This window comes from Actinosynnema sp. NPDC023658 (assembly GCF_040639995.1).
In the GTDB taxonomy this organism is placed as follows: domain Bacteria; phylum Actinomycetota; class Actinomycetes; order Mycobacteriales; family Pseudonocardiaceae; genus Actinosynnema.
Map to the genome: position 1 here is coordinate 1 of NZ_JBFAAX010000408.1, position 5,203 is coordinate 5,203.

The 5,203-nt window shown below is 70.4% G+C and carries 3 protein-coding genes; 1 reads left to right on the top strand and 2 read right to left on the bottom strand.

What is annotated here, in order from left to right; all coding sequences use genetic code 11:
- Nucleotides 1–408 precede the first annotated feature (408 nt).
- On the bottom strand, nucleotides 409–819 hold the full coding sequence (locus tag AB0G02_RS27675; RefSeq protein ID WP_360799252.1) for an HAD-IA family hydrolase: 411 nt from the start codon (nucleotides 817–819) through the stop codon (nucleotides 409–411).
- A gap of 57 nt (nucleotides 820–876) precedes the next feature.
- Between AB0G02_RS27675 and AB0G02_RS27680 the strand changes: the two genes are divergently transcribed.
- Nucleotides 877–1,260, top strand: coding sequence for an Rv3235 family protein (locus AB0G02_RS27680; RefSeq protein WP_360799255.1), 384 nt, complete (start codon nucleotides 877–879; stop codon nucleotides 1,258–1,260).
- A 541-nt stretch (nucleotides 1,261–1,801) separates the two neighbouring features.
- Here AB0G02_RS27680 and secA read toward each other — a convergent pair.
- Nucleotides 1,802–4,678, bottom strand: a complete 2,877-nt coding sequence (gene secA, locus AB0G02_RS27685; protein WP_360799258.1) for a preprotein translocase subunit SecA — start codon at nucleotides 4,676–4,678, stop codon at nucleotides 1,802–1,804.
- Between the last annotated feature and the right edge of the window lie 525 nt (nucleotides 4,679–5,203).

Below are 5,203 nucleotides of genomic sequence, written 5' to 3' on the forward strand. Positions count from 1 at the left end.
GTGGTCCGGCGCCGGGTGGGCTGAGGGACGCGGGCGCCGCGGGTCGAGGACGCCGGCGGGTCGAGGACGCCGGCGGGTCGTGGACGCCGGCGGGTCGAGGACGCCGGCGCAGCGCGGGTGCCGGAGGGCCGCTCCGACACCCGCGCTGCCTCACCGGCTGATCGGTGGCTCACCACAGCCACCCGACGTGGTACCCGTCGGACCGTCCCGATCAGCCCTCGACGTCCCGCATCCGCGCCGCTCGCGCAGCGCCGGACGTGGAACCGCAGCCCGTGCAGCCGCTGTTCTCCCGTGATATCGGTGTGGGATTTCCTCGGTGAGGCTTCGAACGTACGAGAGAAGTCGAGTGAGCGGCAATTCACCGCCCAGGTGCATTTCCCGTAGCGGTTCGTATCCGTTCGAGTCCGATTAACTCAGGAGAGGGACTTCGAGCAGGGTTTCGAGTTCCTCAAGGGTGGATTGCACGGACTGGTGGTGCACACCGACCATTCCGGCGGCGGCGGCACCCCGGACGTTCACCGCGAGGTCGTCCACGAACACGCACTCGCGCGCGGGCAGGCCGAGCCGTTCGGCGGCGAGCAGGTAGATGCGCCGGTCCGGTTTGGCCAGGCCGACCTCGCCGGAGGTGATGACGACGTCGAACACGTCCTCCCAGCCGGCCGGGGGACGCCACAGGAAGTCGGCGTTGGACAGCACGGCGGTGAGGATGCCCCGGTGACGTGCCTGGCGGGTGGCGGTGAGCAGGGGCGGTTCGGGGGCGGTGAGGTCGTCGCCCGGGTCCGTCAGGACGCCGCCGAAGTCGAGAACCAGTCCCCGCACCGTGCCTCCATCGGGTGATCTTGGTACGAAACCCCGGTCGTCCGCCCTCGGTTCAGCATGCCACCTCGCCTCCGCACCCTGTCGTCGTCGAAGCCCGCCACCGCGCAGGACGTCCCGGCCGAACCCCCGGACCCCTCGACCGGGGACCTGGCGCTGGACGCGCGCCACTTCCTGTTCCCGCTGGTGGAAGCCCTGAGCGGTCGTCGACCACCGCGACAGCTGTCGGCCACCTTCGCGCCGCGCGCCCTGACCACCGTGACCGAGGCGGCATCCCCGACCACCCGGACCCGCCTGGGCCGCTACCGCCTGTGCCACGTGACGCCGGACGCGGCGGAACTGGCGGGCACCCTCCACATGCCGACCAAGGTGCGGGCCTTCGCGGCACGCGTCGAACGCCGGGGCTCACGCTGGCACTGCACCGAATTCCACCTCCTCCCCTGACCTGCTCCCGGCTCCCCACCGGACCGACGTGCCCGCCACCTATCCGCCGACCTGAAACACGATTGGGTGACATTGCCCCGAATATGTACGGAAACACTGTTCTCGTACATCGGTTGATGAGACCGAGCCGCGACCACCCCGGAGCCCTCAATCCCCGGCCACGAACTTCCGGGACCACGGACCACGGACCACGGATCCCGGACCCCCGACTACGACCCCCGGCCCGTGAGCCACGCCCCCAGGACCGACCGGCAATCCCGGACCGCCGACCCCCGGCCCTGCGCCGCCGACCCTGCCCCGTGCACCGCAGGCCGACAGCGCGCGGACCGCGGGGCCGCGGCCCTCGCGCCGCAGGATGGCCAGGGCTGCGGCGGAGGCGAGGTGGCGGGCTTGGGCGGGATGTGGCACGTGCGGGGCGCTGCGAGGGCGCTGGACGCCCGGGAGCGGGGCCCGCAGGGGTCGCTGCGGGGGGTGAATGCGAGGAGCGGGGCACCGACTGGTGTCGGGGCCCCGCTCCTCGGGTGACGGCCTTGCGTGCGCGTTACTCGCGCGGGCCCTTGCGCTGGCCCTTGGCCTGGGCGCGAGCCGCGGCGCGGCGTTCCTTGCGGGTGCCGCCGGCTTGGCCGCCGCCCTGCTGGGCGGCGTTGCCGGAGGTCTCGGCGTCACCGCTCTCCGACGGGCCCGAGTAGGTCAGGCCCTGCTGGGCGCGGCCGTCCAGGCCCTTGCCCCGCAGTGCGGGCGGGATGGCGCTGCCGCTCTGGAGCTGCGCCAGGGCGGGGCCGGCGGGGGCCTGGTTGGCGGCTTCCGCCTGCTGCTGGGAGGCAGCGGCGGCGGCTGCGCGGGCCCTCACGCGGCTGCCGGCCAGCGGGCCGCCGTTGGCGATCGACACCTGGACCGGCGGCTCGGCGGCGGGCTCGGGTTCGGCGGCTTCGACCTGCAGGTTGAACAGGAAGCCGACCGTCTCCTCCTTCAGCGCCTCCAACATGCCCCTGAACATGTCGAAGCCCTCCCGCTGGTACTCGATCAGCGGGTCGCGCTGGGCCATCGCCCGCAGGCCGATGCCCTCCTTGAGGTAGTCCATCTCGTACAGGTGCTCGCGCCACTTGCGGTCGAGGACGGAGAGCAGGACGCGGCGCTCCAGCTCGCGCATGGCGCCCGGGCCGACCCGGCCGTCGATGTCCGCCTCGCGCGCCTCGTACGCGGCCAGGGCGTCGGCCTGCAGCTTCGCCTTCAGCCACTCGCGGGTGACGTCGTCGTTCTCGTCCTCGAGCAGCTTCTTGTGGTCGATCGCGATCGGGTACAGCGTCTTGAGCGCCGTCCACAGCTGGTCGAGGTCCCAGTCCTCGGCGTACCCGTCGGCGGTCGCGCCGTCGACGTAGTCCCCGACCACGCTGGTGATCATGTGCTCGACCTGTTCGCGCAGGTCCTCACCGTCGAGCACGCGCCGGCGCTCGGCGTAGATCACCTTGCGCTGCTCGTTCATGACCTCGTCGTACTTGAGGACGTTCTTGCGGATCTCGAAGTTCTGCTGCTCGACCTGCGTCTGCGCGCTGCGGATGGCCCGGGTGACCATCTTGTGCTCGATCGGCACGTCGTCCGGCACCTTCAGCCGCGTCATGACGGTCTCGACCATCGCCGCGTTGAAGCGGCGCATCAGCTCGTCCTTCAGCGACAGGTAGAACCGCGACTCGCCGGGGTCGCCCTGACGACCGGAACGACCGCGCAGCTGGTTGTCGATGCGCCGCGACTCGTGCCGCTCGGTGCCGAGCACGTACAGACCGCCGGCCGCGCGGACCTCCTCGGCCTCCGACTTGACCTCGGCGGTGATCTCCTCGATCAGCTTCGCCCAGGCGGCTTCGTACTCCTCCGGGTTCTCCACCGGGTCGAGGCCGCGTTCGCGCAGCTCGTGGTCAGCGATGATGTCCGGGTTGCCGCCCAGCACGATGTCGGTACCGCGGCCGGCCATGTTGGTGGCCACCGTGACCGCGCCCTTGCGACCGGCCTTGGCGATGATCAGCGCCTCGCGGTCGTGGTGCTTGGCGTTGAGGACCTCGTGCGGGATGCCCTTGCGGACCAGCAGCTTCGACAGGTACTCCGAGCGCTCGACGCTGGTCGTGCCGACCAGCACCGGCTGGCCCTTCTCGTGCCGCTCCGCGATGTCCTCGGCCACCGCCTCGAACTTGGCCTCTTCGGTCTTGTAGACGAGGTCGGACTCGTCGCGGCGCTGCATCGGGCGGTTCGTGGGGATCGGGACCACGCCGAGCTTGTAGGTCTGGTGGAACTCCGCGGCCTCGGTCTCGGCGGTACCGGTCATGCCGCCGAGCTTCTGGTACAGGCGGAAGTAGTTCTGGAGGGTGATCGTGGCGAGGGTCTGGTTCTCCGCCTTGATCTCGACGCCTTCCTTGGCCTCGATCGCCTGGTGCATGCCCTCGTTGTAGCGACGACCCGAGAGCACGCGGCCGGTGAACTCGTCGACGATCATGACCTCACCGTTGCGGACGATGTAGTCCTTGTCCTTGGTGAAGAGCTCCTTGGCCTTGATCGAGTTCTGGAAGTAGCCGACGAGCGGGGTGTTGGTCGAGTCGTACAGGTTGTCGATGCCGAGCTGGTCCTCGACGAACTGCACGCCGGCCTCGGTGACGCCGACGGTGCGCTTGCGCTCGTCCACCTCGTAGTGGGTGTCGCGGCGCATCCGCGTGGCCAGCCGCGCGAACTCGACGTACCAGCGCGACGACTGGTCGGCCGGGCCGGAGATGATCAGCGGCGTGCGGGCCTCGTCGATGAGGATCGAGTCGACCTCGTCGACCAGCGCGAAGAAGTGGCCGCGCTGGACCATCTCGTCACGGCTCCAGGCCATGTTGTCGCGCAGGTAGTCGAAGCCGAACTCGTTGTTCGTGCCGTAGGTGATGTCGGCGTTGTAGGCGACCCGGCGCTGCTCGGGCGTCATCTCCGACAGGATCGCGCCCACGGTGAGGCCGAGGAACCGGTGAATGCGCCCCATCCAGTCGGCGTCGCGCTTGGCCAGGTAGTCGTTGGTCGTGACGACGTGCACGCCCTCGCCCGCGATCGCGTTCAGGTACGCGGGGAGGACGGAGGTCAGCGTCTTGCCCTCACCGGTGCGCATCTCCGCGATCTGGCCGAGGTGCAGCGCGGCGCCGCCCATCAGCTGGACGTCGAAGTGCCGCTGGCCGAGGGTGCGCTTGGCGCCCTCGCGGACGACGGCGAAGGCCTCCGGCAGCAGCTCGTCGAGGCTCTCGCCGTCGGCGTAGCGCTTGCGGAACTCCTCGGTCTTCGCGCGCAGCTCCGCATCGGAGAGGTCGACGACGTCGTCTTCGAGGTTGTTGATGTGCGCTGCGATGTTGCGCAGGCGCTTGAGCATCTTGCCCTCGCCAGCGCGGAGCAGTCGGGACAGCACCATCAGGGTCGACCTCATTACCTCATCGCGACGCGCCCGGGGGACGGGCGCCTTCCACAGGGGCTCACCACGGCCATGGCGAGCCCTTCACCACCGACCATCGTAGGCAAGTCGTGAAGGTGTGTGCACAGACACAGGTAGGAACCGGTGTGGAACGCCCCGTCACACCGCCCAGGGAGGCCTTCCGGGATCCCCTCAAGATCGCCCACAGTCACCACCCGCCACCCCGCACCACCCACTCGGACGCAACGGCCGGGCCCGCCCGCACCGCAACTCCGGACGCGCGTCCGGGGATCTTGCATTTCACCCGATTTCCCTCTCCCATTCCCACGACCGGCCCACCCCGGCCGCCGACTCCCCCCGGTGGCCGGCCGGGCGCTAATCGTGACCACCCCGCTGGATCGGGTCGATCGTTCGCGACTCGTTTTCCGGCGATCGCGCTTTTCGACCGTCGGAAGGGACGCGACGCTCCCGCGCACCGCCGGCCGCGGGGAACGGCGCGGTGGTCGGCGGGGTCGTCGGCGCGGG

Coding starts and splice junctions, on each gene's coding strand:
- AB0G02_RS27680 (WP_360799255.1), top strand. CDS start 877: ATGCCACCTCGCCTCCGCACCCTGTCGTCGTCGAAGCCCGCCACCGCG.
- secA (WP_360799258.1), bottom strand. CDS start 4,678: ATGGTGCTGTCCCGACTGCTCCGCGCTGGCGAGGGCAAGATGCTCAAG.